Here is a 24490-nt window from a genome sequence, read left to right as displayed (position 1 = left end):
TGGGTCAGGGGTGCGCGAGTGCTCGAGCCGTCCGCCGCTCCGGCGTGTTCACCCTCCTGCCCCTGCTGACCGGGCGCGGGCGGGAGCACCACGGAGGAATCATGCGTGAGTCGGCGGCACTCGCCGACGCCGGGGAACTCACACCGCCGCTCGGCCCAGGCGCTTCGCGCTCGCCGATGTCGCGGGTGCCCACGCGGCCGTGGAGAGCGGCACCGCGCAAGGCAAGATCGTGATCGACGTCCACTGACACCCGGGGGCGTCACTTCTCCCCGACCGGAGGGGGCACCACGACGACTGGGCACTCCGCGGTGTGCAGCACCTCACCGCTCACCGAGCCGAGCATCAGTCTCCGGAGGCCGGTGCGACCATGCGTGCCCACCACCAGAACCTTCGCGTGGCGTGAGGACTCCACCAGCAGGTTCGTGGGCCGACCCCGCTCGACACGCGTACGGATGTCCACGTCGGGATGGCGGGACCGGTACGGGCCGAGCCTCTCCTCGAGCAGCTCCTTCGCGGCGATCGGTCGTGTTTCATGGCCGACGAGGAGGGGGCCGGTGGGGCCGGTGCTGAGGAGTTCGGGCCGTGTGGAGGCGTGGACGACTTCGAGCCAGGCACCGGGGGAGTCGGCAGCACGCAGGGCGAACTCCATCACGTGCGGCTGGATGTCGTCGACGTCGACGCCGACCACCACCCGGTTGTCGCTCGGCTCGGTGCCGCGCGTGGGTCGGAGGACGAGGACCGGGCAGCGGGAATGAGTGGCAACCTGCAGACTCACGGAGCCGAGTGGCAGCCGGGCGAAGCCACCCGTTCCTCGATGACCGACCACGATCAGAGCTGCTTCGGCCGACTGATGGATGAGCGCCGACGCCGGTGAACCGGAGACGAGTTCCTGCTCGACTGCCAGGTCTGGGAACTGCCGGTGGACCGCTTCGGACAAGTGGGTGATCGTCCGCTCCGCCCGCTCCGTCCCGCCTGCTGTATGTGCTTCGGCCGCGTCCGGCGGTGACGGCCACTCGACTGCGTGCATGATGCGCAGCCCCGTACCGGCTCGGGTGGCCTCGTGTGCCGCGCGAAGAGCCACCTGTTCCTGACCCTCGGCCTCGACCACACCGACTACCACCGATCGGGTCGCGTGCTGATCATGCACGTCGCCTCCTCTTCCGGCCACTCGGCAGACGTGAGTGCCCTGCCGCCCAGGTCTTGACGAACAGGGAGAAAGGCTGTGCCTCCATCACACGAGAACGGTCATGCACCGGCAACCGGTGCGCGGCACCGTGCCGCCGGACGGGCGTGCGGCAGGGCCGATCGGAGCTCGTATCACTGCGCGGTCGGCACGTACGCGGCAGTCCGCCCCTGCTGTACGGACTGCGCGACGGCCTGGAGGCCGGGCCGCCGGTACGGAGGCGACGGAGAGTGTGGCGCAGAGAGCCGGCAGGGCGGAGCGAGGCCGCGACCGGTCCCCCGATCCGGTCGCGGCCTCGCCGACGGAGAGGTCGTCATCGCCGGGTCAGCAGCAGCCGCCGGCGGTGCCGACCGGTTCGGCCGCGCCGTCCTGCGCAGCCGCGGGCGGGGAGCAGCAGGTGCTGCCCTGCTGCTTGGTCAGGGTGCCGGCGTCGGCCTTGACGACGTAGACCTCCCACGGCTCCCCGCCGGGCCCGCGGACCCAGACCTTGTCCTGCAGGGCGTAGCAACAGGTGGTGTCGTTCTCCTCCTCGGTGGCCAGACCCGCTTCGCCGAGCCGGGTGGCGGCGGCGTGAACGGCCTCGGTGCTGTCGACCTCGACGCCGAGGTGGTCCATGCGGGTCGCCTCCTGCGGCGTTCCCTCGATGAGGACGAGTTTCAGCGGGGGCTCGGCGATGGCGAAGTTGGCGTAGCCGTCGCGGAGTTTGGCGGGCTCGGTGGCGAAGAGCTTGGTGTAGAAGGCGACCGACGCGGCAAGGTCGGGGACGCGGAGGGCAAGCTGTAGACGGGACATGACGGGGCCTCCTGCTTGAGTTGGTGGGTGGTCAGCAGCCGCCCGACGCCGCAGGGGCGCCCACACCGATCTGGAGTGTGCCGGGCGTGGCGCAGCAGCCTCCGCCGTCGGCCTGGGCGGCTTCGGGCTCGTCGAACAGGCCGGCTCCGCCGCAGACTCCGGTCTCGGGGAGGGTGAGCTCGACGCGGGTGGCGGCCGCGTGGTCGCCTGCGAGGGCGGCGGCGATGGAGCGGACCTGTTCGTAGCCGGTCATGGCGAGGAACGTCGGGGCGCGGCCGTAGGACTTCATGCCGACGAGGTGGACGCCCTTCTCCGGGTGCGACAGCTCTCCCACTCCGTGCGGGTAGACGGTTCCGCAGGAGTGGACGTTCGGGTCGATCAGCGGTGCGAGTTCGACCGGCGCCTGGAGGCGCTCGTCGAGCCCGAGACGCAGCTCGGTCAGAAAGGTGAGGTCGGGGCGGAAGCCGGTGAGGGCGATCACCTCGTCGACCGGGTCGAGTCGGCGGCCGTCCTCGGCGACGAGCACCAGCCGTCCGTCGGCGTCCCGCTCGATCGCGTCGGTCCGGAAGCCGGTGACGGCATCGGCGTATCCGTCGTCGACGGCGGCCTTCGCCGCCAAGCCCAGTGCGCCGCGGGCGGGGAGCTGGTCGGCCTCGCCGCCGCCGAAGGTGGAGCCGGAGATGCCGCGCCGCAGGATCCACGCCGCGTGTGTGCCCGGTGCGTCCGCGGCGAGGTCGGCGAGTTGGGCGAGGGCGGTGAAGGCCGAGGCACCGGAGCCGATGACGGCGGTGCGCCTGCCCGCGTACCGGGCGCGTACGGCGTCGTCGCGCAGGTCGGGTACGCGGTAGGAGATGCGGTCGGCGGCTGCCCGCTCGCCGAGGGCCGGCAGGCCGTCTGCGCCGAGGGGGCCGGGGCTCGCCCAGGTGCCGGAGGCGTCGATGACGGCGCGGGCGGTGATCCGCTCCTCGGCGCCGTCGGCGTGGACGAGGCGGACGGTGAAGGGCTGCCGTTCGCGGTCGGCGTCCACCACGCGGTCACGCCCGAGCCGGGAGACACCGGTGACACGAGCGCCGAACCGGACCTTGTCACCGAGGACATCGGCCAAGGGCTGGAGGTAGCGCTGAGCCCAGTCGCCGCCGGTCGGGTAGGTGGCACCGTCCGGCTTCACCCAGCCCGTGGGGGCCAGGAGCTTCTCGGCAGCAGGGTCCACGACCTCGGCCCAGGTGGAGAACAGTCGTACGTGGCTCCACTCCCGCACCGCGCTGCCCGCACCAACTCCGGCCTCCAGGACCAGCGGCTCCAGACCGCGTTCGACGAGGTGGGCAGCGGCGGCCAGACCGATCGGGCCGGCTCCGATCACCACGACGGGCAGGGTGGCGGTGGGTGGGTTCACGATGACTCCCCATTCTGTTTCGACATCCGTCGATGACTTGTCCTGTCAGCATGGCATCTGATTCGATGAACGTCAACATAGACATTTGTCGAATCTGGGGTTTCATGGAGCACGTCGAAGTCGCGGTGATCGGCGGCGGGCAGTCCGGCCTGGCCGCCGCATACGCCCTGTGCGAAAGAGGGCTGAAGCCGGTCGTGCTGGAAGCGTCCGAGGAAGCCGGCAGGCTCCTGGCCGCACTACTACGACGGCCTCACCCTCTTCTCCCCGGCGAGATGCAGCTCTCTGCCTGGAATGCCCTTCGGTCCTGATCCCGAGCGTCACCCGCACCGGGACGAGCCGGCCGGCCACCTCCGCCTCGCCTGCGTCGGCCTGGAACGGCAGCGCAGCCTGTCCTCCGCCTCCCTGCGAGGCGTGGGGCGGGACGCCCGTCGGATCGCACGCCACTTCGCCACGCACCGCTCCCGGTGGCAGGACGGCGGCAGCCCCTGGGCGTTTAGTTCGACGTATGTCAACATAGACGTATGTCGAATGCGAAGGTGCTGCCGCTGCTCGAGCCCGCCGACCAGGGCGTGGCGCCGTGCTGCCCGCCGCTGACCGAGCGGCCGATGACGGCCGAGGAGGCCGAGACGGCGGCGCGGATGTTCAAGGCGCTCGGCGACCCGGTCCGGTTGAGGCTGTTCTCCTCGGTCGCCTCACACGAGGGCGGGGAGGCGTGCGTGTGCGACATCTCCGACGTCGGCGTCTCCCAGCCGACCGTTTCCCACCACCTGAAGAAGCTCAAGGAAGCCGGGCTCCTGAGCTCGGAGCGGCGCGGCACCTGGGTCTACTACCGCGTCGAGCCGTCGGTGCTCGCCGCGATGGGCAAGCTCCTCACCACCACCGCCGCAGCAGCGTGAACGCGTCGAGGACGGGCCGGACCGTGTCCGGCACGATCACCGGAGCCGGTCCGGTGATCGTGCCGCTGACCCCCGATCATGCCGATGAGGTCCTGGCGATCTACCGGGCCGGTATCGCCGAGGGCAATGCCACGTTCGAGACGACGGCCCCTGACTGGCCGGCGTTCGACGCCGCGAAACTGCCGGGTCACCGCTTCGTCGCCGCCGATGCGAACGGTGCGGTACTCGGCTGGGTCGCGGCCACCCAGGTGTCCGACCGGTGCGCGTACGCCGGAGTCGTCGAGCACTCCGTCTACGTCCACCCCGGTGCCCGGGGCCGGGGCATTGCCGCCTCGCTCCTCAAAGCCCTCGTCGATTCGACGGAAGCCGCAGGCATCTGGACCATCCAGTCCGGGATCTTCCCGGAGAACACCGCCAGTCTCGCCCTGCACAAACGTGCCGGGTTCCGCGTCATCGGTCTCCGTGAACGCATCGGCCTCCACCACGGCGTCTGGCGCGACGTCGTACTGCTGGAACGCCGCAGCCCGCACGTCATCTGACGGCAACGCCACCCGCACCACAGCATCAGCCGGCATCACCACGGCCGACGTCGTCGGCAAGGCAGGGCCTGACCCTGGAGTTCGACGACGCCACCAGGGCCGAAGGGGCGTGCCCGAGCGTGCTGGTCGCCTACGAGATGGTCCGTGCACGGGCAACGAATTCTGAGACCCCCGGCCGCCCTCACGCCCCTGTGCCCGAGAACCTGGCGGGGCGAGTACGTCAGGTCGTCCAGAACCTGTCCTGACTCGGCTCCGGGTGCGCCCTTCAGTCCGGGCCGCAGCCGACATCCGCTTGTCGCGACGCTTCAGGTCACCAGCGCGGCGATCTCGCGTGCGGCGTCCCGTGCGGGCCTGCCGACCCCGATGAGGGTGGCGGAGGCGGGGCCGGTCCAGTCTCCGTAGCCGAGGAGGTGGAGACGCGGCTCGTCGGCGGCGCGGGTTCCGGACATGGTGATGTGGCCGCGTGCGCCCCTGAGCCCGAGCGGGGCGAGATGGGACAGAGCGGGCCTGAAGCCGGTGCACCAGATGACGGTGTCCGCCGCGGCCCGGGTGCCGTCGGCCCACTGGACGCCGTCCGCCGTCAGACGGGTGAACATGGGTGTGGCCTTGAGCAGTCCGTGGTCCCGGGCACTGCGGACGGGCGGGACTGCGACGACGTCGCCCAGTGACGCGACGCCGCCGGTGTCGGTGCGGCCCGCGTCGAGGGCTTTGCGGCGCGCGGTGGCGACGTCGAACAGGACACGGCCGTCGACGTCGTCGGGAAGGAAACGCGGTGGGCGCAGGGTGACCCAGGTGAGGTCGGCGTGGCCGGCGAGGTCGGCCGCGATCTGGGCGCCCGAGTTGCCGCCGCCGACGACGATGACGCGCCGCCCGGCGAAATCCTGTGGGCGGCGGTAGTCCACCGTGTGCACCTGCTCGCCCCGGAAGGAAGCACGGCCGGGTACCGCCGGCAGAAGAGGCCGCGACCAGGTACCGGTCGCGCTGATCACGGCACGGGCCCGCCAGGAGCCGGAGTCGGTGTCGACGAGCAGGAGATGGCCGTCGCGGCGGACGTTCTGGACCTGGACCCCGTGTTGCACCGGCAGTTCGTAGCGCTTCTCGTAGTCGGCGAGGTAGTCCACCACGTGCTGGGCGTCCGGGTACGGCTCGCCGGGCTGGGGTGGCATGAGCCGGCCGGGGAGCGAGGAGAAGGCCGCTGGGGAGAACAGACGGAGCGAGTCCCAGACGTGCTGCCACGCGCCGCCCGGCGTGGCCTGCGTGTCGAGGATGGTGAAGTCGATGCCGAGGCGGCGCAGGTGGTAGCCGGCGGCGAGGCCGGACTGGCCGCCACCGATCACCACCACCTGCGTCTGCCGGGTCATGCGGCCGGCTGCGTCTCGGCGGAGCGGCCGGGCATGAAGATGAGCGCCACCAGGGCCAGGCCCACGACGGCACCGGCGAGTTGGGCCCCGATGAACCCGGGGACGGACGCGGGGGAGATGCCGGCGAAGGTGTCGCTGAACGCCCGTCCGATGGTCACCGCCGGGTTGGCGAAGGAGGTGGAGGAGGTGAACCAGTAGGCGGCGCCGATGTAGGAGGCGACCGCGACGGCGGCGAACCGGAGACGGTCGGTGCGCGCCAGGCCGAAGATGAGCAAAATCAGCCCGGCCGTTGCCACGACCTCGCCGAGCAGCAGGTTGCCGGCGGACCTTTCGTGCGTGGACCACTTCACCAAGGGCTCGCCGAACATGGCATCGGCCAGGATCGCGCCCGCGATCGCCCCCGCGATCTGGGCCGGCACGTACACCGCCGTCTCGCGGGTGGTGACGCCGGCGCCGCCGCGTCGGGCGGTCCACCACTCGGCCAGGGTGACGACGGGGTTGAAGTGGGCCCCGGAGACCGGGCCGAGCAGGACGATCAGCACACCGAGCCCGAAGACCGTGGCGAGCGAGTTGGCCAGGAGCTGGAGGCCGACGTCCCGGGTGAGCTCGGTGGCCTGGATGCCTGAGCCGACGACGACGGCCACAAGGGCCGCGGTCCCCACCAGTTCGGCGGCCGCCCGGGCGCCGAGGGGGGTACGGGGCGGCGCGGCGCCCGGCGCGGGCTGCGGGTCCGCGACCGGAGCCACGGGGGAATCGGCCGGGCGGGCGGAAGCGGCCTCGGTGGCGCTCAACAGAACTCCTTGATGCGTGCGGGCGCGCGGTGCGCGGTGAATCAGGGGCAGGAACGCTTGATGTTCGCCTCGGCCGTGGCGTGCGCGATCTTGGCCAGATCGGCGAACTGGCCGGCCAGCGCGTCGAGGACCTCGGGCTTCAGCCGGTAGTAGGTGAAGCGCCCGCAGGGCTCGGTCTCGACCACACCCGCTTCGCGCAGCACCTTCAGGTGGTTGGAGAGGTTCGTCTGCCTGGCGCCGGTCTCCTCGACCAGATGGCTGGTGCAGAGCGTCTCCCGGGCGAGGAGGGTCACGATCCGGAGCCTGAGCGGGTCGGCCAGAACCCGAATCAGGTCAGTGTCGACTGACGTCATCATGGGCTGATACTCTCACATCAGTGGCCGCTGACGCCACCAGGTGCTGATGTCATTTGCGCCTGATGCCCCCGCGTGACGTGGCAAGACACCGTACGCGAGACAAGAGAGAGACCCGCGATGGCCGAGAAGCCCTCCGTCCTGTTCGTCTGCGTCCACAACGCCGGCCGCTCCCAGATGGCCGCCGGGTGGCTGTCCCACCTCGCCGGCGACCGTATCGAGGTCCGCTCCGCCGGATCCGCTCCCGCCGACCAGGTCAACCCGGCCGCGGTCGAGGCCATGCGCGAGGTCGGCATCGACATCTCCGCCGAGACGCCGAAGATCCTCACCGTGGACGCGGTCAGGGAGTCCGACGTCTGCATCACCATGGGCTGCGGCGACACCTGTCCGGTCTTCCCCGGCAAGCGCTACCTGGACTGGACGCTGGAGGACCCCGCGGGCCAGGGAGTGGAGGCCGTACGCCCGATCCGCGACGAGATCAGGAAGCTCGTCGAGGGACTGATCGAGGAACTCGCGCCGGAGAAGACCGCGTGAGCGCCCAGGGGGGAGGGCGCAGCCGGGACGTCATCGTCATAGGCTCCGGGCCCGCCGGATACACCGCGGCGCTCTACGCCGCACGCGCGCAGCTGAAGCCCCTGGTCTTCGGCGGTTCGGTCTTCGTCGGCGGTTCGCTGACGACGACCACGGAGGTCGAGAACTTCCCCGGCTTCCCCCAGGGCGTCGACGGACCCGTGCTCATGGAGAACATGCGGGCCCAGGCCGAGAGGTTCGGCGCCGAGATCGTCGAGGACGACATCGTCTCCGTCGATCTGACCGGCCCGATCAAGGAAGTCACCGACACCGAGGGCACCGTGCACCGGGCCAGGGCCGTGATCGTCGCCACCGGCTCCGGCTACCGCAAGCTCGGCCTGCCGAACGAGGACGCGCTCTCCGGCCGCGGAGTGTCCTGGTGTGCGACCTGCGACGGCTTCTTCTTCCGCGATCGCGACATCGTCGTGGTCGGCGGCGGCGACACCGCCATGGAGGAGGCCACCTTCCTCACCCGCTTCGCCCGCTCGGTCACCGTGGTCCACCGCCGCTCGACCCTGCGCGCCTCGCAGGTGATGCAGAACCGGGCCTTCACCGACGACAGGATCTCCTTCGCCTTCGACACGGAGGTCGCCGAGCTCCACGAGGACAACGGCATGCTCTCCGGCCTCACCCTGCGCGACGCCTTCACCGGCAGGACCCGCCGGCTCGCGGCCACCGGCCTGTTCATCGCCATCGGCCACGACCCACGCACCGAACTGTTCGAGGGTCAACTGGACCTGGACGACGAGGGATACCTGAAGGTCGCGGCCCCCTCCACCCGCACGAACATCCCCGGCGTCTTCGCCGCAGGCGACGTGGTCGACCACACCTACCGGCAGGCCGTCACCGCGGCCGGCACCGGCTGCGCCGCGGCCCTGGACGCCGAGCGCTACCTTGCCGCACTCGCGCACCCCAGCCCTGCCGGGCCGGAGCACGTCCCGGCCGCCGTCTGATCCCGCATCAGCCTGGAAAGGACGCTCGTCGAGCTCGACATCGACGAGAACCCGGCCACCGCGGCCACCTACTGCGTGATGTCCATCCCGACGATGAACCTCTACGTCGGCGGCGAGGTCACCAAGACCATCGTCGGTGCCAAGCCGAAGGCGGCCATCGAGCGCGACCTGGAGGACGTGCTGGGCTGATGCCCGGACGGTCCCTCACGCAAGCCGGCCTCTGCCCCGGACGTGACCGGGGCAGAGGCCGGCTTCTTTCAGGGCGGCGCGCCATCGCGTGTCGGAGGGTGCCGCCGGAGCATGGTCGCGCGGTGCTGACGGGCGGGCCCGGAAGCCCTCTGCGGCCTGGGGAAGGCGGGGGTGGGCGCCTTCCAGGGTCCGCCTTCCCGGCAAGGCCGTCAGCGGCTGCGCAACGCGGCCAGTGTGATGGCGAGGTCGGCGGCGCGGGGCCTGTTGTGGGGAAGTCTGGCCAACAGGGCTGCCATGCCGCAGGTATCGGTGAGGGCGGAGAAGACCAGACCGCCCGCGACTCCGGCGGACACGAGCAGGAAGGCCGGGTGAACGAGCAGTCCGAGCAGAAGGCCCAGCAGTACGAGCATGCCTGCGGTGAAACGTACTTGTCGTTCCATCCCCCAGGTGGCGCGTGACGTGCTCTCGCGGCGCAGTTCGTTGCCTCCGGCTGCCCACGCGGCGGTTCCGCCGGAGAGCGTGGCGGCCGTGACGTGGTTGTCGGCGAGCATCCTGCAGGCGTTCTCGGAGCGGGCTCCGGAAGCGCAGACGATCAGTACGTCACCGCGTGCGGCGGCGTGGCGGATGTCGGGCAGCGCCTGCCGGATCTGGCCCAGGGGAACGTTGAGAGCCCCTGGCAGGTGGCCGCCGGCGTACTCGCCGGGTGTGCGCACGTCGATGACGGTCAACTCGTGCAGGCGGTCGCGGGCCTCGTCGATGCCGAGGGCGGTGGGTGTGGTCATGGTGGGTGTCATCCTTGGGAGTCGACGGTGCCCCGACAGGGGTCTATATTACCCCTGGGGGTATTTCGTGAGGAGTTGCGGTGGAGCTTGATCTGGCGGGAGCCGAACTGAAGGCGGTCCTCAATCGGCTGCGCCGGGCGCAGGGCCAGATCTCCGGAGTGATCCGGATGATCGAGGAGGGCCGGGACTGCGAAGAGGTCGTCACTCAGCTGGCCGCCGCGTCCCGTGCGCTGGACCGGGCGGGATTCGCGATCATCGCGACCGGTCTGCAGCAGTGCCTGACGGACATCGAGGACGGCCGCCGCTCCGAGGAGGACCGTGACGAGATGCGCGGCCGTCTCGAGAAGCTCTTCCTGTCGCTGGCCTGACTTCTTTCGCCGGTGCGGGCTCATGTGATCACGTCGACGATCATGAACGCGGCCACCGTGAGCAGGACGCCGGCGAAGATCTTCTGCATCGTGTCGCCGGAGAGCTTCGCGGCGAGGCGCTTGCCGTCCCACGCGCCGAGGATCGCGGCCCCGGTGAAGGGTGCGATCACCTCCCACCGCAGATCGCCGCCGGTTCCGGTGCGCGCAACGAGCGCGGCGAGGGAATTGACGGTGATGACCAGCAGGCTGGTGCCCACCGCCTGCCTCATCCGCAACCCGAGGACATTCACCAGGGCGGGGACGGCCAGGAACCCCCCGCCCACCCCCAGGAGTCCGGTGACGGTTCCCAGGCCGGCCCCCGCGCCGGCCGCCTTGGCGGGGCGGATCCGCGCCGGCAGGGCGGCGGGGGAGGGGCGGAGCATGCGCAGTGCCGCGAGGGCGGCGACGGCGGCGAAGGCCGCGGTCAGGATGGGTTCGGGGAGGTGTCCGGCGCCCGCCCCGGCGAGGAAGGCGGGGGCGATGCCTGCTGCGGCGAACAGCGCCCCGGTCCGCCAGGCCAGGTTGCCGTCGCGCGCGTGAGCGTACAGGGCGGTGGCCGAGGTGGCGGTGACGATGATCAGGCCGGCCGTGGTGGCCGCTGCCGGTGTGAAGTCCAGCAGGTAGATCAGTGCGGGGACGGCGAGAACGCTGCCGCCGCCGCCGAGAGCCCCGAGGGAGAGGCCGATGACGGCGCCGGCGACGAGGGCGAGAACGAGCGGCGTCACGCTATCCGGCCGCTGTTCCCGCGCCCGTCGACGACCGGGTGGCCGGCGTCGGCCCACGCGTTCATGCCTCCTTCGACGTCCACGGCGTGTGCTCCGCGTTCGTTGAGGAGTTGCGCCGCCTGCTGCGAACGGTTCCCGCTGCGGCAGATCACCACCAGCGGCCTGCCCTCCGCTTCAGGCGGCGGCCCGCCGCCGGCGAGGAGCCTCGTCAGCGGGACGTGGACGGCTTCCGGAGCGTGGCCGGCGTTCCATTCGGCCTGCTCGCGAACGTCCAGCAGCACGGCGACGGGCTCCTTGCCCCTCGTACGGCTCCGGGCCTGGTCCACCGTGATCCGGGACGCGTTCCGGCGGAAGTGGAACATCGCACTCCTTCCTGGGCTCGTGAATGGCCGGCAGTCAGCCGGAGATCAGGGGCAGACCCGCGTCGGTCGCGGAGTCGAAGCCGTCGTCGACGGCGACGACGTCCCGGCCGGCGGCGTCCAGCAGTGAGGCGGCGATGGCCGCCCGCATCCCACCCGCGCAGTGCACCCACACGGTTCCGTCGGGAACCTCGCCGAGGCGGCGGTGCAACTCGTGGACGGGGATGTGCAGGGAGCCTTCGATCCAGCCGCCGGCACGCTCGGCATCGCGGCGTACGTCGAGGACCACGACACGGTCGGGGCCCAGCTCGGCCAGCCCGGCGAAGGTGGACCGTGGGAACGAGGCCGGCGGTTCGCCCTCACGCAGCCACCGGTCCGGGCCTCCGGTGGCAGCGGCGGCCGGGCGGTCGATGCCGACGCGGACCAGTTCACGCTGCGCGTCTGCCAGCTGCCCCGCCGATTCCGCGAGCAGGGTGACCGGCTTGCCCCACGGGATCATCCAGGCGAGATAGGTGGCGAGCTTGCCTTCGGCCTCGAAGTTGAACGATCCGGCCACGTGTCCCTCGGCGAACGCGATGCGGTTGCGAAGGTCCACCACCCACTCTCCGGCCCCGAGACGTGCGGCGATCTCCTCGGCGTCCGCCGGCGCGGGCGGGGTCAGGTCCACCGGCGCGGGGCCGGCGGCGTTGGTCGGGCCCATGTGGGCGTAGTACGCGGGCACGTCCTCCAGGCCCGCCAGCAGGTCGGCGACGAAGGTGTCCACGTCGGCGGTGAGTGCCGCATTGCCGGCCCTCTCCTTGCCGATGGTGCTCGCGTCACCCTCGGACTGCGCCGAGGAGCAGAAGCTGCCGAAGCCGTGTGTGGGCAGCACGGCCGTCGCGTCCGGCAAGTCGGTGGCCAGGCGGTGCGCCGAGGCGTGCTGGGCCCGGGCCAGCTGCTCGGTCAGCCGCGGTTCGACCAGGTCCGGTCGCCCGACCGTGCCGATGAGGAGGGAACCGCCGGTGAACGCGGCCACCGGACTGCCCGCGTCGTGGAGTACGTACGCGGTGTGGTGGGGCGTGTGGCCCGGTGTCGCCATGGCCGTGAGGGTCACTCCGGCGTCGATGTCGACCGTGTCGCCGTCGGACACCGGGACCCGTGGGAAGGAGACGCGCGCCCCCGCCGGCACGAGGTACGCGGCGCCGGCCATCCGGGCGAGTTCCAGACCTCCGGTGACGTAGTCGTTGTGTATGTGGGTCTCCACCACATGGGAGATCCGCACACCTCGCCGGGCGGCTGCGGCAAGCACGCGGTCGATGTCGCGGGGCGGGTCCACCGCCACCGCGGTCCGCTCACCGCCGGCCAGGTAGCTGCGGTTGCCCAGACCTTCCAACTCGATGGTGTCGATGAAGAACACGCGGGTACTCCCTTCGCATGGAAATTACCCCCTGGGGTATTGGATCCACCGTAGCATTATTACCCCCGGGGGTATATCGGGTCACGGTGTACGGCCTGCCCGGGCCGGGTCTCCCGCGAGACACGGACCGAAGCCGTGACCGCGACGGGAGGCCGGTCGGTCCGTACGGCAGAGCGCGCGACGGGACTCCCCAGTGACGTCTGCTGAGCGGCGGGGAGGCTCCCGCAGAGCGGAAGCCGGGCATCCGGAGGGAAGCCGAAACGGCCGGCGCGCTGAGGCAACGGGTCGGGGAAGGGCGAGTGGTTTTCGGCGTCCAGGCTTCCGTCTGCCTGTGTGCCGGTCCGCTTCGTCGGTGCTCGAGGGCCGGCTCAGGGCAACCGCATCTCCATCCGCGGTCCGCGCGGCGTTCCCCGCCGACACCTCTTGATCGCCCCCCACCGGCGGAGGCCGGTTCCGGTCCGTGGTCGGCAGCTCGGCCGACGGCTGGGGGAGTTGGAGCGGACCGCTGCAAGGAGAACCCGGCAGGTGGCCGGTCGCCGCACGGGCACAGCCGATGGTTCGCCCCGGCGGGGCCCGGCACCATGCCAACGCCGGACCGCGCGAGCCGGGCGCCGCGTCGCCGGGCAGGGGATCGCAGCCGGCCTCCTGGCCGGAGGCCAGGCGCCGACACCTGCGAATCACCGAGGGAACTGCATCACTCCGCTCCCGTGGGGTGCGTAGATGTCCAGGAGACGGATCCGTGTCGCCTGCAGCCGGTGGGCGACGACCTCCAGGGCGCGGCGGGTCAGGGCGAGTCCGAAGACGGGGTCCACGTCGCACAGACCGCGTACCGCCCTGGCATCGAACTCGTGTGCCCGTACGAGACTGAAGGCCTCGGCTCCCAGCCGCCACGTGTACGGCGGCACCAGCCAGGACCATCCCAGCAGATCGCCGTGGCCCAGTGTCTCCACCGTGGCAGCCCGCCGGCCGTGGGCCTGGAGGTCGAGGGTGACCGACCCGGTGCGGATGATCCAGAACCGGTCGGCCGGGTCGCCCTCGTCGAAGATCCTCGTGCCTGCCGGGAACGAGACCTCGTGCGAGCACGCCATCAGACGGTCATGGCCGTCCGAAGGCAGTCCGTGGAGAAAGGAGCTGTTCATCGGTCCTCCCGAGTTTCCGTTCCGGTGGTGGCGTCGTGCGGGGCCGAATCCGTCCAGCCCCAGACTGCGTCAGCGGTGGGCCGTGCGCCCTGGGCCGAGAGGCCCCCACCGGTGCCCGATGCGACCCTCTTGCGTCGCGCAGGTCGGCTTCCTTGAACATTCGCGACACCGGAGGAGCAAGGTCCGCCGGACCACCGCTCGGTTCGGGCTGAGCAAGTCCTGACCGCGTGTCGGGGCTCGATCCGGCTGCGTCAGGCAAGGAGGGGCGGACCCTCGTCGGGCCGGTGGCGCTGAGTGTCGTCGTAGCGGTAGCTCAGGAGATCGACCACATCGACGACGCCGTGCACCCCCTTGACCAGGCGTACGACGACGAGCACTTCACTGCGCAGCTCCAGCCGGCCCTTGAGCGTCACCACACCGTCCTGCACCTGGACGTCCAGGGTGCCGGGAGGCAACCAGAGCGTGCGGTCGAGCACGTCGTGAACGACGATCCTGCGTATCTCGGGATCCGGGCGCAGGAAGACCTTCAACAGGTCGCCGCGGGTGACCAGGCCCACGAGGCGGTTGTCCGCGTCCACGACGGGGAGCCGCTCGACATGCCGCTCGGCCATGGTGCGAGCGGCAACGGCCACGGACTCGCCTGCCTCCACGGTGACTGCCGGACGGCTCATGAGCCGGCCGGCGGTGAGCTGCTGGATCGCGTCCTCCCGGCCTGGGCCTCGACCCATGAGTGCCGGCCATGTGCGCTTGTGCCCCCTCCGTCGGCCCTCTCTCCTCGTCAGGCCCGAGAGGAGGTCGCTTTCCGAGAGCACTCCGACCACTCTTCCGTCATCGTCGACCACCGGCAGTCCGCTGATACGGTGCCTGCGCAGCAACTCGGCGATCTCCCTGAACGAGGTGCTTCGGTCCGCGGTGATCACCGTTCTCGCCATCACCGTGCCGACCGTTTCCTGCCTCATGGTCCTGTTCCTCTTCGTCGGCCCGAGCTGAGGCACTCTTCAGCGGGGCAGGTCGCCGGGCGGTCGCTCTGGCGGGAACGTGCCCACTCGCACTCGGGCGGCTCGGCCATGGTCCGTGCCCCGGTGACGGGCGCACGGACGGGCCGGGTGCCCCTCCTCCCAGCGTTGACGTCGGGGGATGTCCTGTCACGGGGCTGCACGGGCAGGAGACGTGGGCCGGACGGCCCCGTACGCATTCCTCGACCTCTCCGGTGGGGGCAGACCTCTTGCTCCGCCGTGCCCCGGCAAGGGACGTTCGGACCATTCCGGGCCCCTTGTCGGCCCTGTGGAGTCCGTCCGGGAGCGCGGAGTGTCGATGAGGTGAGGCACCCTGCGCCACAGCCGCCCTCGACGCCGGCTCCGGAACCCGACCCCTTGGAGCCCCTGGCACTGTTGCGGCGCGAACTGGGCACCGGGGCCCGTGGACTGTCCGGCCGGGAGGCGGAGCGGCGTCTCGCCGTGTACGGACCGAACGAGGTGCGGTCCACCGCCGGTGAGTCCGTGTGGCGGGAGCTGACACGGCAACTCGCACATCCGCTCGCCCTGCTCCTGTGGGCCGCCGCCGCCCTGGCCTTCATCGCCGACATCGCCGTCCTGGGATGGGCGATCGTCGCCGTCGTCCTCGTCAACGCGGGATTCGCGCTCCTCCAGGAGCGCCAGGCCGAACACGCGGTGGAGACCCTTGCGCGCTACCTCCCCGAGCACGCCCGCGTGGTGCGGGACGGCAGCACATTCGACGTCCTCGCAAAGGAACTGGTGCCGGGCGACATCGTCCTGATCGAGGAAGGCGACAAGATCCCCGCGGACGCTCGCCTCACCGAAGGCGGCGTCGAAGCCGACCTGTCGATGCTCACCGGCGAGTCCGCACCGGTCGACCGGTGCGCAGGCCCGGCACTGCCGGGCAAGCCGCTGCTCGAGGAACCCAACCTCGTCTTCAGCGGCACCACCTGCACGGGCGGCCAGGCGCAGGCCATCGTCTTCGCCACAGGAAGTCACACCGAACTGGGCCGCATCGCGGCTCTCAGCCAACGTACCCGGCGCGAGTCCTCCCCGTTGGAGCAGCAGGTCAAGAGGGTCGCCTGGCTGATCGCCGCGGTCGCGGTCGCGGTCGGCGTGGCCTTCCTCCTCATCGGATGGATGATCGGCCTCCCGCTGACCGACGCCCTCATGTTCGCCATCGGGCTCCTCGTCGCCAACGTGCCGGAGGGCCTGCTTCCGACGATCACCCTGGCACTCGCGGTCGGTGTGCGGCTCCTGGCCCGGCAGGGAGCGGTGGTCAAGCGGCTCAGTGCGGTGGAGACACTCGGCTCGACCAGCGTGATCTGTACCGACAAGACGGGGACGCTCACTCAGAACCGCATGCGCCTCCAAGCGGCGTGGACACCGGGGCACGGCACCGAAGCCGGGCCGTGGACGGCCCGGCTGGCCGAGGCCATGGCAGAGTGCACGACCGTCACCCGGGACGAGCGGGGAGACCTGCACGGCGATCCCACGGAAGAAGCCCTCGTCGCGGGTGCCGCGGCGCTCGGCGGTGCACCCGATCTCACACGCAGGGACGAACGCCGCACGGCGCTGTTCCGGTTCGACCCGCGGCTGCGGCTGATGTCCACGCTGATACGGCCCGAACCCGGCGGCGATCACTTCCGGCTCGTGGTGAAGGGCGCGCCGGAGAGCGTACTGGCGCGCACGACGGACGCCGGCGCCGGGAACGGGCACGACGTGAGCCAGGCGCGGGCCGCGGCGGACGACCTCGCCCGTCAGGGGATGCGCGTCCTCGCCGTCGCGGACCGGGAACTTCCCGAACCGCCCGAACACCGTGAGCAGGCGGAGAGGGAACTCCGGCTGCTGGGCCTGGTCGGACTGTACGACCCTCCGCGGCCGGAGGTGGCGGCCGCCGTCCGGCGCTGCCACGACGCGGGGCTGAGGGTGCACATCGTGACAGGTGACAACGGGGCCACCGCGGCTGCCGTGGCCAGGGAGGTCGGCATCGGCCGGCCGGAGCTGCTCGTCATACAGGAGTCGGAAAAGGTCACGGACCGCGAACTGGACGACCTGCTCATCACCGGACCGGAGTCGGAGATCGTCTTCGCCCGGTCCTCACCCGAGACGAAGCTGAAAGTCGCCGACACCCTTCGCGCGCACGGCCGGATCGTCGCGATGACGGGTGACGGCGTGAACGACGCCCCGGCACTCCACCGGGCGCACATCGGTGTGGCCATGGGGCGTTCGGGTACCGACGTCGCCCGCGAGGCGGCCACGATGGTGCTCACCGACGACAACTTCGCCACCATCGTCACCGCCGTCGAATCCGGCCGACGCGTGTACGACAACGTCCGCAAGTTCATCGTCTACATCTTCGCCCACCTCACGCCGGAGGCCGTTCCGTTCCTCGTCTTCGCGCTGTCGGCCGGCACCGTCCCACTGCCGCTCACGGTGCTGCAGATCCTGGCGATCGACCTGGGAACCGAAACGCTCCCCGCCCTCGCTCTGGGGCGTGAGCGCGCGGAGCCGGGGGTCATGAAGCGGCCGCCACGATCGAGTCGGCAGAGCATCATCTCGCCCGCCATGCTGGTCCGCGGCTGGGGCTACCTCGGAGCGGTCTCGGCGGTGCTCGTCATGACGGGCTACTTCTACGTCCTCTGGCGGGCGGGCTGGCAGCCCGGAGATCCCACCGGCCCCGGCAGCGACCTGCACCACGCGTATCTCACGGCGACGACGGCGACGTTCGCGGGAATTGTCACCTGCCAGGTCGGCACCGCCATGGCGGCCAGAACGGAGCACGCCTCGCTGCGGCAGATAGGCGTGTTCAGCAATACCCTGCTGCTGTACGGGATCGCCTTCGAGATCGCCTTCACGGCCGTGCTCGTGTACGTACCGCTCTTCCAGCACATGTTCGGCACCGCCGCCCTGCCCGCGGACGTCATCGCACTCATCACGTGCTTCCCCGTCATCGTCTGGGGCACCGACGAGATTCGGCGATGGACGGTACGTCGCCGCGTGCTCCGAAGGGAAGATCCGACGCCGGCCGGGGTGGAGAAGAGGCGGTGAACGCCGGCGTGGAGTTCCGCGACTCGGTCATTCGGCCGGGGACACGGCATGTCGGGCGAAGCCGGCCCGTTCGCGGTGGAGAACACGCCATCGCCGTAGCCGCCCGTGCCACGGCGCAGCATCCCGGCCACCACGGGCGCCCCGAGTCGAACGCCACAGGAGGTGGGGATGCAGATCCGCGCATTGTGGGACGAGTTCGCGCGCCTGACCGACTGCCGGGCGGCCGACTGATGTCAGGCAGTCATCTGCTTCTGCGGGTGCAGGTCGAGTGCGATGTGCGGGGCCAGTGCGTGAAGGAAGTCCAGGGCGTCGAAGACCTCGCCGGCGGAGGCGACGCCGACGGCCTTCGTGCGGCCGGTGAGGACGCGTTCGAGGGCCTCGGCGACCAGGGGTGCGGTGACGGCGTAGATGTCCTGTCCGCCGGCCGTGGCCCGGCGTTCGACTCCGCCCGAGCGCACGACGACGTCGACGAGGAAGGTCTGGTCCGAGCGCCCGCTCTCGTCGGCGGCGGTCGGGGCCGGTGTGTGGGGGGCGGCGACGTCGCGGACCGCCTCGGCGGTCATGTAGGTGGTCACATCGGGGATGGACAGGTGCTGGGGGACGGTGACGACGTCCGCCATCGTGAACTCCCCGATCACCGAACGGGGTCCCATCGGATCCGGGAAGCTCCACTCCAGGGTGGGCGCGTCGTCCGTGCGGTGCTCCCACTGCCCACCGCTGTAGCGCAGGCGGCGGGCGCCGCGCCGCTCGCGGGAGACCGCGCCCGAGAGCCGGGTGCCGGCGGTGGGGTGCCAGCTGCTGAGCGCGTAGGCGATGTGCGCCTCGTCGGCTTCGGTCCAGTCGCCCATCGCCGCGGTGGCCAGCAGGTCGCCGAGACCGCCGAAGAAGGCCATGGCCGGGACGATCACCGCTCCCGCGTCCCGGGCCCGCTCGCGGTAGTGGGCGAAGGTGTCGAGGTTGGCCTCGAGTTCGGCGGCGACGTCCAGGTACGGGATCCCGGCGCGCAGCGCGGCCTCGATCACGGGGCCGGTGGTCGAGGCGAACGGGCCCGCGCAGTTGATGACCGCCGCCGTGCCCGCCAGGGCCCGCTCCAGGGAGGCCGGGTCCTCGGCCGACGCCACCCGGGCCTCCAGCCCGTGCTCGCCGGCCAGCTCCTCCAGAGCCCGCGCGTTGCGCCCGGATGGCACCGGCACGAACCCCCGCGCGGCCAGCTCCGCCACCACGAACCGCCCGGTGTGACCGTACGCGCCGAACACCGCTACCAACTGACCCGTCCCCATGAGACTTCCTCCCGCGCACTCGAACGCCGCTGCGATGTCGATCCGCTGCGGCCTGACACCCACATCCTGTCCGCGCGGCACCACCCCGCACGAGCGTCGGAAACGACATGCCACGTACAGTTTCGGACATGCCCACTGTCGCGCTGGCCGTCACCGACGGCATGCTCCACTACGAACTGTCCGTGGCCGTCGAGGTCTTCGGAGCCGATCTGAGCCACATCGTGGACCCCTGGTACGACTTCACCCTCTGCGGGAGCGGCCCAGTGCGTGTCGACCGCTTCCGTCTGGAACCGGATGAGGGACTCGACCACCTCGCGCACGCCGACACGGTGATCGTCCCCGGCTGGGCCGACACGGATCGCGAACCGCCCGCCAAGCTGGTCGAGGCGGTGCGCGCCGCTCACGAAGCCGGCGCCCGCGTGGCCTCACTGTGCACGGGAGCGTTCGTCCTGGGCGCGGCAGGACTGCTCGACGGCAGGCGCGCCACCACACACTGGGCCCACACAAGGGAACTGGCCCGGCGCCACCCAGCAGCCACCGTCGATCCGGACGTCCTCTACGTCGACAACGGCGACGTCCTCACCTCAGCGGGCAAAGCCGCCGCCATGGACCTGTGCCTGCACCTGGTCCGACTCGACCACGGCTCGGCCATCGCCAACAAGATCGCCCGGCGCCTGGTCATCCCGCCGCACCGCGACGGCGGCCAGGCCCAGTTCATCGCGACCCCGATCCCCGCCCCGGGCAACCACCCCCTGGCCGAGCTCTTCCCCTGGGCGCTGGAGCGACTGGACCAACCGATCACCGTGGAGGACCTGGCCCGCCGGGCCCGCATGAGCTCACGCCACCTCGCCCGCCACTTCAAGCACCTCACCGGCACCACACCACTGCAGTGGCTCCACACTCAGCGCATCCGCCACGCCCAGGAACTGCTGGAGACCACCGACGCCACGGTGGACACCATCGCCTCGGCCACCGGCATGGGCACCGCCACCACCCTGCGCCGCCACTTCCACCGCAGTGTCGGCGTCCCACCCGACACCTACCGCCGCACCTTCCGCCCCTGAGGACTGCCTCTCGGATCCGTCCGTGAGATCTCAGGGCTTTGAGATGGTCGGCCCACTGCCGACGGCCGACCGCGGACCGGATCGGCCGGCACGGCGGCTCGATCCGGTCCCACGTCGCATCAATGATCACTGACCGGACGGACGCGTGCGATCGACTGACCAGCCGATTGCAGAGATGCGCCCTGGGTCTTCTGCCCGTCCGCGGCCGCTCGTGTCAGGGGCGGATGTGGCGTGACGGGCGGCAGGAATCAGGCTTTGGTCTCTGCGCTGCAGATCCAGTCGCCGTGGCGGACGCCGTCCTTCGAGCGGACGATGCAGACCCGGACCGGGTCGTTCTCGATCAGGTCGTAGTTGCAGACCGAGTAGCCGTCGGTGGTGTCGTTCTTGCTGGTCGTGTCGTAGCAGCCGGTCCGGTGGTCCACCCAGCTCCACGCGTCGATGTTGACCTTCTGCCAGCGCTGGATCTTCGCCTGGACGGAGTAGCCGTCCGCGGACAGGTCCTTCACCAACAGTTCGTCGCCGTAGGTCTTGAAGGTCGCCGTGCCCCAGGACCGGGAGACGGTCACATTGCTTCCGCTCGCGGAGGCCGAGCCCGCCATGCCCCCGACGATGAGGACGCTCGCCGCGAGAGCCGTTCCGGCTTTTGCCACCGTGCTGCGCTTCATCAAGAGTTCCCCCTGCAGGTGTCGGTCATTACGAGTGCCAGATCAAAGCGCCGTCCTGAATTGCCTGTCAACTGCTTTGCGGGCGCGGCGCGTTGGGGAACCCACATGCTGACAGGCGGATTCGTCGCCTGCCTGACCCGGGGGTGGTGGCGGCGCAGGCGAGAGGGCCGCGCGCAGGGGGCGGTATTCACGCAGGCGAGAGCGACTCTCCGGTACGGCGATGAGGCGCGGGGCCGGTGAGGAGCAGGTGTGCTGTGAGCCAGGCCGGGCTTCCATGAATGGGTTTCAGCAAATTCCCCGGTTTGCTCGCGCTGTGCGGCGCGTGGCGGTCGGCGCGGCTTCTGGGCCGGTGACCCCGGCAGGGGTCCCATCTCGGACGGCCGGGTGTGATGGACACCGTCTGGCTCGGCTCTCCCGTACCGCCACACCGCCGTGCGGTCCGGGCCGAGGGCGTGGCTGTGGCCTGGCGGCGGCAGCGGCAGGACGGACACGGCGGCAGCGGCAGGACGGACAGGGCGAAAGCACGGTCGCGGCTGTGGCCCAGCCCGACCGGGATGCCGTCCCGGGACCGGTGCCGGCATGGCGCAGTCTTGTTCCCCGGCTTCTCGCCGATGGCCGTTTCCCCGCTTGCGCAACCCACTTCGACGCCTCGGCGTCCAACTCCACGACGGACGGCTGTCGATCACCTGGGAGAGCACGTGGCGAAGAGGGAGCAGACGACGGACGCGGCGGGGGAGAAGGACCGCGAGAAGTGGATGGCTCGTTTCCAGGTACGGCTGGCCATGCAGCCGGGCGTGGACCGGGCGGTCGTGCTCCGGGCGGTCAAGGAGCTCACGGCGCACTGCGCGGATACGGGAGAGCACCCGCGGTCCGCCTTCGGCGACCCGGACGCCTACGCCGTGCAAGTTGCCGCGCGGCTGGTGCCGGCGGACCGGGCCGCGCGCGAACGGCGGCGCAACGCCGGGGTGGACGCGATCGACTCCGTACTCAAGAGGGCCCGGGAGGTCACCGGTCTGTGACCGGCCGAAGCGCCGCGGCGCAGGGCGAAGCTGTGTCCGTCGGTGAGGATCGTGGCTTGCTTCTCCTCGAAGAGGACGGCGACCGCGCCGAGCACGGTTTGGATCTTGAGTTGGTCGGCGTCGGCCATCGCGCCCCAGGCCCCGTTGCCTTCGTCGGACAGGTGCAGGACTCTGCAATCGCCGAGGTGCACGATCACATGCCCGGCGCGGTGGCCGTCGCTGCGCAGTACGCGGACCGCGCCGTTGACGAAGGTCCAGCCGGTGAACCGAAGCGACCCGATCCGGAACCGCTCCGCGGTCGCTCCTCGTAGGTCCGGGTTGTGCCGCAGAAGGGCTTCGTGGGCCGACAGATCTGCACCACCTTTTCGGCCAGGGCGGCCGGTGACGCGGGCAGTGGAGCCAGTCCGGTGATGCGGTCGAACGACCGCAGCCAGTACGATGCCGGGTCGCGCATCTGGTCCACGTCGGGGCGGGGACGTAGTGCTCGGCGGGCACACCCAACTCGTCGGCCAGATCGTTGTTGCCGACGTGGCCGGGATGCCCGTGCGTGGTCAGCACCAGTGCCCGCGAGTGGTGTCCGACCTGACCGGCAGCCTTCCGCAGGGCGGCCCGGAAGGCCGTGGGGATGCCGCCCATGAGCCCTCTGCTGACGAGCGTACGCCGCGGCAGGCGTGGTGTCCCCAGGTCACGGTCGCCTGACAGCGGGCCCTGTCCGACTCACCGAGTCGGACAGGGCCCGCGGCCTTGCCGTGTGCCCGCCTACCCGCGGCGGGCGGCACGTGGTGTGATCAGGCGCATCACGACGAGCGGCACGACGACCCCTTCCGCGAGGGGGCGTGCCACAGCAACGGGGGCCGACGCGGACAGCGATGGTGACGAGAGCAGTGGTTGTGCCGCTCCACCTTCACTTCCTGGACCGCACTTGGTGATCACGTCCCGTCGTGCCGCAACCGGGCTGCTATCGGGACAGCAGCGAGCGCCACCAGGACCGCGGCCGTGCAGGCACCGCTGCGGGAGGCTGCGGGAACGGCACGGCGGGAGAGGCCGCGGCCGCGGGCAGCGGCTGAGCGGCGACTGGGGCTCCCTGCGCCGGGTGGAGGTCGCCCAGGGAGCGTGGCGGGGTGAACCGGACCGGCAGGGCGTCCGGCCGGGTGGTGAGCCAGTTGGAGGTAATGCCGATCTCGGTCTCCGGGACCGCAAGGGTCATGTCGGGCAGGATCGACATGAGCTCGTCAATGCCGGTGTCGGCGATGGCGCGGCCGATGTCACCGCCGGGGCACTCGTGAGGGCCGGCGCTGAGCGCGAGGTGTGAGCGGTTTCCGTGCATCGGCACGCTCACGTCGGGGCGCTGCTCGGGGTCCACGTTGGCGGCGGCGATGCACAGCATGAGCAGATCGCCCTTTCTGATGTGCTGACCGCCGATCGTCGTGTCGGACGTTGCCCACCGGCCGGGAATGGTGCCGATGCTGGGGTTGTCCCACATGACCTGTTCCAGCGCGTCGGGCAGGGTCATGTGGCCGCCGGAGAGGTTCCCGCGGAACCGGCGGTCGGTCAGGATCAGCCGCAGGGTGTGGGCGATCAGATTGACCGTCCCCTGATGCGCGGCGACCAGGGTCAGACGAAGGTGTTCGACGACTTCGGTGTCGGTGAGCTGTGACTCGTGCTGGATGAGGCGTGAGGCCAGGTCGTCGCCCGGGGCCGTTTTCTTGTAGGCGACGAGGTCCTGGAGCACCTGGGTGACGACGGCGTTGCTGGCGGCTGCCGTCTCGCTGCCGCGCAGCAGGTCGAGCGTCGGCTCGACCAGGAGCGGGCCCTTGTCCGGCGACATGCCGAGCAGGCGGCTGACCACGAGCATCGGCAGCGGCTCGGCGTAGTTCCGGACGAGGTCTGCGGCGCCGCCGGCCCCGAAACCCGCGACGAGTTGACGGGTGTAGTGAGTGACGTACTTGCGCATGCCGCGCCGATTGAACTGCGAGAGGCCGTCCACGACTGCGCCACGCAGGCGGGCGTGCTCTTCGCCGTCGGCAAACACGCACAAGGGCTGCCAGGCGACCATCGGCAGGAGGGGCGAGTCCGCCGGCACGCGGTTCTCGATGAAGGCGTTCCAGAGCCGGGAGTCCCGGCTGAACAACTTCGGAGTCCGCATGACCTCCAGGTTCTCCCGATACCCCAGGACCATCCAGGCCTCGATGTCTCCGTGCAGGAGGACCGGTGCGACCGGACCGTACTGCTTGCGGAGCCCCTCGTAGGTCCTGGCCGGGTCGGTGATCTCCGGCAACCGCACGAGGCCGTTCTGGGCCATGCCGTGGGCTGGGCACCCGGGCGGGGGCATGAGGCCGTCAGCGGATATCGGGGATGGGGTGGTCACGGGGCCTCCGGTGATTGAGAGCACCCCTGTCACGAAGGCCGGCCGGGGCACTCATGAACGTCACTGCGGACCGCGGGAAGCGGTCCCCGGCCGCCGGTCCCCAGTGAGCAAGATCGGCAGCGCAGAGGGCAGCATATCTTCCGCGCAAGAGTGCCCGACAAGCCATCAAAGGTCGTTCATGGCAGGACAGTTAAGTCGTCAAACGGTCACCTTCGCCGAC

The 24490-nt window shown here is 70.9% G+C and carries 25 protein-coding genes and 1 pseudogene; 11 read left to right on the top strand and 15 right to left on the bottom strand.

Annotation, left to right across the window (positions count from 1 at the left end; translation table 11 throughout):
* Nucleotides 1-259 precede the first annotated feature (259 nt).
* The 3 genes from BLT82_RS24895 to BLT82_RS24885 form a co-directional block, all read right to left on the bottom strand.
* A complete protein-coding gene (locus BLT82_RS24895) occupies nt 260-1147 on the bottom strand; it encodes a universal stress protein (RefSeq protein WP_093658591.1) in 888 nt (295 codons plus the stop codon).
* Nucleotides 1148-1507: 360 nt separating this feature from the next.
* Nucleotides 1508-1975, bottom strand: coding sequence for an ArsI/CadI family heavy metal resistance metalloenzyme (locus BLT82_RS24890; protein ID WP_093658589.1), 468 nt, complete (start codon nt 1973-1975; stop codon nt 1508-1510).
* A 31-nt stretch (nt 1976-2006) separates the two neighbouring features.
* The gene (locus tag BLT82_RS24885; protein ID WP_093658587.1) at nt 2007-3368 is read right to left on the bottom strand and encodes an NAD(P)-binding domain-containing protein; all 1362 of its coding nucleotides are present in this window, start codon (nt 3366-3368) and stop codon (nt 2007-2009) included.
* A 50-nt stretch (nt 3369-3418) separates the two neighbouring features.
* On the opposite strand from BLT82_RS24885, the gene BLT82_RS38845 reads away from it, so the two are divergent.
* From BLT82_RS38845 to BLT82_RS24870, 3 genes are all read left to right on the top strand, one after another.
* Nucleotides 3419-3676: an FAD-dependent oxidoreductase gene (locus BLT82_RS38845; RefSeq protein WP_404205165.1), complete on the top strand. Its 258-nt coding sequence runs from the start codon at nt 3419-3421 to the stop codon at nt 3674-3676.
* Nucleotides 3677-3889: 213 nt separating this feature from the next.
* A complete protein-coding gene (locus BLT82_RS24875; RefSeq protein ID WP_093658585.1) occupies nt 3890-4264 on the top strand; it encodes an ArsR/SmtB family transcription factor in 375 nt (124 codons plus the stop codon).
* Between the two features lie 35 nt (nt 4265-4299).
* Nucleotides 4300-4803, top strand: coding sequence for a GNAT family N-acetyltransferase (locus BLT82_RS24870; RefSeq protein WP_208868030.1), 504 nt, complete (start codon nt 4300-4302; stop codon nt 4801-4803).
* 305 nt (nt 4804-5108) lie between these two features.
* Here BLT82_RS24870 and BLT82_RS24865 read toward each other — a convergent pair whose 3' ends face one another.
* The 3 genes from BLT82_RS24865 to BLT82_RS24855 are packed head-to-tail and all read right to left on the bottom strand — an operon-like array spanning nt 5109 to nt 7311.
* A complete protein-coding gene (locus BLT82_RS24865; protein ID WP_093658581.1) occupies nt 5109-6164 on the bottom strand; it encodes an ArsO family NAD(P)H-dependent flavin-containing monooxygenase in 1056 nt (351 codons plus the stop codon).
* The gene (locus tag BLT82_RS24860; protein WP_093658579.1) at nt 6161-6955 is read right to left on the bottom strand and encodes an aquaporin; all 795 of its coding nucleotides are present in this window, start codon (nt 6953-6955) and stop codon (nt 6161-6163) included. Before BLT82_RS24860 ends, BLT82_RS24865 begins: the two co-directional genes overlap by 4 nt.
* A 41-nt stretch (nt 6956-6996) precedes the next feature.
* Nucleotides 6997-7311 carry an ArsR/SmtB family transcription factor gene (locus BLT82_RS24855; protein ID WP_093658577.1) on the bottom strand — a complete coding sequence of 105 codons (315 nt, stop codon included), beginning with the start codon at nt 7309-7311 and terminating at the stop codon, nt 6997-6999.
* 117 nt (nt 7312-7428) lie between these two features.
* Between BLT82_RS24855 and BLT82_RS24850 the strand changes: the two genes are divergently transcribed.
* The 3 genes and pseudogenes from BLT82_RS24850 to BLT82_RS24840 all read left to right on the top strand — a co-directional run.
* A complete protein-coding gene (locus tag BLT82_RS24850; protein WP_093658575.1) occupies nt 7429-7842 on the top strand; it encodes an arsenate reductase ArsC in 414 nt (137 codons plus the stop codon).
* Entirely contained in the window at nt 7839-8831 is a 993-nt protein-coding gene (trxB, locus tag BLT82_RS24845) for a thioredoxin-disulfide reductase (RefSeq protein WP_093658573.1), read from the top strand. Before BLT82_RS24850 ends, trxB begins: the two co-directional genes overlap by 4 nt.
* A gap of 24 nt (nt 8832-8855) precedes the next feature.
* Nucleotides 8856-9020 (top strand): annotated as a pseudogene (locus BLT82_RS24840) (thioredoxin family protein); the annotation flags it as partial.
* Nucleotides 9021-9229: 209 nt separating this feature from the next.
* Here the strand turns inward: BLT82_RS24840 and BLT82_RS24835 are convergent.
* Nucleotides 9230-9802, bottom strand: coding sequence for a rhodanese-like domain-containing protein (locus tag BLT82_RS24835; RefSeq protein WP_093658569.1), 573 nt, complete (start codon nt 9800-9802; stop codon nt 9230-9232).
* An 80-nt stretch (nt 9803-9882) separates the two neighbouring features.
* Here BLT82_RS24835 and BLT82_RS24830 point away from each other — a divergent pair, with 80 nt between their 5' ends.
* Complete coding sequence (locus tag BLT82_RS24830) at nt 9883-10170, top strand: metal-sensitive transcriptional regulator (RefSeq protein ID WP_093658567.1); 288 nt, start codon at nt 9883-9885, stop codon at nt 10168-10170.
* Between the two features lie 20 nt (nt 10171-10190).
* Here BLT82_RS24830 and BLT82_RS24825 read toward each other — a convergent pair whose 3' ends face one another.
* The 5 genes from BLT82_RS24825 to BLT82_RS24805 form a co-directional block, all read right to left on the bottom strand.
* A complete protein-coding gene (locus BLT82_RS24825) occupies nt 10191-10934 on the bottom strand; it encodes a sulfite exporter TauE/SafE family protein (protein ID WP_093658565.1) in 744 nt (247 codons plus the stop codon).
* On the bottom strand, nt 10931-11296 hold the full coding sequence (locus tag BLT82_RS24820) for a rhodanese-like domain-containing protein (RefSeq protein WP_093658563.1): 366 nt from the start codon (nt 11294-11296) through the stop codon (nt 10931-10933). Before BLT82_RS24820 ends, BLT82_RS24825 begins: the two co-directional genes overlap by 4 nt.
* 34 nt (nt 11297-11330) lie before the next feature.
* Nucleotides 11331-12689 carry an MBL fold metallo-hydrolase gene (locus BLT82_RS24815; RefSeq protein ID WP_093658561.1) on the bottom strand — a complete coding sequence of 453 codons (1359 nt, stop codon included), beginning with the start codon at nt 12687-12689 and terminating at the stop codon, nt 11331-11333.
* 677 nt (nt 12690-13366) lie between these two features.
* Nucleotides 13367-13828: a cyclic nucleotide-binding domain-containing protein gene (locus BLT82_RS24810; protein ID WP_093658559.1), complete on the bottom strand. Its 462-nt coding sequence runs from the start codon at nt 13826-13828 to the stop codon at nt 13367-13369.
* Between the two features lie 251 nt (nt 13829-14079).
* On the bottom strand, nt 14080-14787 hold the full coding sequence (locus tag BLT82_RS24805; protein ID WP_093658557.1) for a CBS domain-containing protein: 708 nt from the start codon (nt 14785-14787) through the stop codon (nt 14080-14082).
* A gap of 414 nt (nt 14788-15201) precedes the next feature.
* On the opposite strand from BLT82_RS24805, the gene BLT82_RS24800 reads away from it, so the two are divergent.
* Nucleotides 15202-17874 (top strand): cation-translocating P-type ATPase, encoded by a 2673-nt coding sequence (locus BLT82_RS24800; protein WP_244292125.1) that lies wholly within the window; start codon nt 15202-15204, stop codon nt 17872-17874.
* Between the two features lie 233 nt (nt 17875-18107).
* Here BLT82_RS24800 and BLT82_RS24795 read toward each other — a convergent pair whose 3' ends face one another.
* Nucleotides 18108-19154 carry a saccharopine dehydrogenase family protein gene (locus BLT82_RS24795; RefSeq protein WP_208868024.1) on the bottom strand — a complete coding sequence of 349 codons (1047 nt, stop codon included), beginning with the start codon at nt 19152-19154 and terminating at the stop codon, nt 18108-18110.
* 128 nt (nt 19155-19282) lie between these two features.
* Between BLT82_RS24795 and BLT82_RS24790 the strand changes: the two genes are divergently transcribed.
* Nucleotides 19283-20218 (top strand): helix-turn-helix domain-containing protein, encoded by a 936-nt coding sequence (locus tag BLT82_RS24790; protein WP_093658550.1) that lies wholly within the window; start codon nt 19283-19285, stop codon nt 20216-20218.
* Between the two features lie 248 nt (nt 20219-20466).
* On the opposite strand, the gene BLT82_RS24785 is transcribed toward BLT82_RS24790, so the two are convergent.
* Nucleotides 20467-20883, bottom strand: coding sequence for a hypothetical protein (locus BLT82_RS24785; RefSeq protein ID WP_093658548.1), 417 nt, complete (start codon nt 20881-20883; stop codon nt 20467-20469).
* Nucleotides 20884-21581: 698 nt separating this feature from the next.
* Here BLT82_RS24785 and BLT82_RS24780 point away from each other — a divergent pair.
* On the top strand, nt 21582-21902 hold the full coding sequence (locus tag BLT82_RS24780; RefSeq protein WP_093658546.1) for a hypothetical protein: 321 nt from the start codon (nt 21582-21584) through the stop codon (nt 21900-21902).
* Between the two features lie 56 nt (nt 21903-21958).
* Nucleotides 21959-22213: a hypothetical protein gene (locus BLT82_RS24775; protein ID WP_143041527.1), complete on the top strand. Its 255-nt coding sequence runs from the start codon at nt 21959-21961 to the stop codon at nt 22211-22213.
* Between the two features lie 647 nt (nt 22214-22860).
* Here the strand turns inward: BLT82_RS24775 and BLT82_RS24770 are convergent.
* Entirely contained in the window at nt 22861-24270 is a 1410-nt protein-coding gene (locus tag BLT82_RS24770) for a cytochrome P450 (protein WP_093658542.1), read from the bottom strand.
* Between the last annotated feature and the right edge of the window lie 220 nt (nt 24271-24490).

The sequence above is a fragment of the Streptomyces wuyuanensis genome (genome assembly GCF_900103455.1).
GTDB lineage: Bacteria > Actinomycetota > Actinomycetes > Streptomycetales > Streptomycetaceae > Streptomyces > Streptomyces wuyuanensis.
The sequence above is the reverse complement of the archived record's forward strand: the minus strand, read 5'-3'. Positions and strand labels throughout refer to the sequence as shown.